Annotated in this window: 2 protein-coding genes; both read right to left on the reverse strand. The window is 52.4% G+C overall.

Annotated elements, in window-relative coordinates:
• A partial coding sequence (gene csm3 / locus D6694_15115) for a type III-A CRISPR-associated RAMP protein Csm3 (protein ID RMH34612.1) occupies positions 1–527 on the reverse strand: 527 nt, incomplete at its 3' end.
• A gap of 1 nt (position 528) precedes the next feature.
• The gene (csm2, locus tag D6694_15120) at positions 529–891 is read right to left on the reverse strand and encodes a type III-A CRISPR-associated protein Csm2 (GenBank protein RMH34613.1); all 363 of its coding nucleotides are present in this window, start codon (positions 889–891) and stop codon (positions 529–531) included.
• Positions 892–1,055 lie beyond the last annotated feature (164 nt).

The raw sequence follows: 1,055 nt of genomic DNA on the forward strand, positions 1-1,055 counted from the left end.
AAATTGAATTTTGCACCTGCCGGAACACGCTCAGTGTTGCGGGGATTTTCAGCTGTGCCCTTGATACGGTCGATCGAATTCTCCATTTTGGTTTCGGTGAGCAGCAGATTCTTGCTACGCATCATCTCAACCCATGCAGGAGCAAGTTCGCAGTCCCAGAAGGCCAGCCTGGTCGGACCAATCTCCCGCACCAGATTCTCATCCATATTTGTCCCCGTCGGGGAGTATCCAAAGAGCCGCAATATCTCCACCCCTTTGCTTCGATCCTCACCAGTCAACCCTTCCACATGCTGGAACCCCAACGGTCTGCCGTCCGCCACCGCCACTAGTCCTGCATACCACTCCAGCGTGCTGCGCATCTTCCCCTTGATGCTGGAGCCGGGGATATAGGGCTGGCTGGTTACAGGATTTTTGATGACGGGGTTATCCGTGCCGCCGATGTGCATTTCTGTATCGCCCCCCCCGATATGCATGCCCGATTGTAGTTCTATGGTGCCGGCAATTTGTGAAATCTTTGTCAGTTGCATTTCAGTCTCCCTTCTCCAGCTTGTAAAATCCAAGAAACGCCTCGAAAAACAATTTGGACTGACGCAGTCGAACCGGATCTGTTGCGTGATCAACAATCTGGCCTAGTAGTTGTTCAAATTTTTCATCCACTAGCTTTCTGCCCCGCGCATATGCGGCCTTGGCCTTGAGCATGCGAATCATCGGCAAATAACTGGCAAACCTGTCCGGTGATTGCTCAACGCGTTCCAGCCACATCACCAGTTCATCGTAAAACCTGCGCAACTGGGTGCTCTTGTTTTCCTCTCGCCTGCAGGCGGCAACCGCTTCGGCGGCCTGCTTTGCTTGCTTATCAAACAAATCCGAAGCCAGCTTCCCATCCTTCATAAATTGAATTGATGGCAACGGCACTCTTGGTTGTTCTCGTCTGTGACCGTGGTGCGAACGGTTGCCCCTATGATGTTGTTGGAACCCCTGTGGCATGTTTTCCTCCTTTAGCGTTGATGATACAAGTGCAGAAACAGCGGCACCCGGAACTTCGACCCAAACTG

This window comes from Gammaproteobacteria bacterium, from assembly GCA_003696665.1.
In the GTDB taxonomy this organism is placed as follows: Bacteria; Pseudomonadota; Gammaproteobacteria; order Enterobacterales.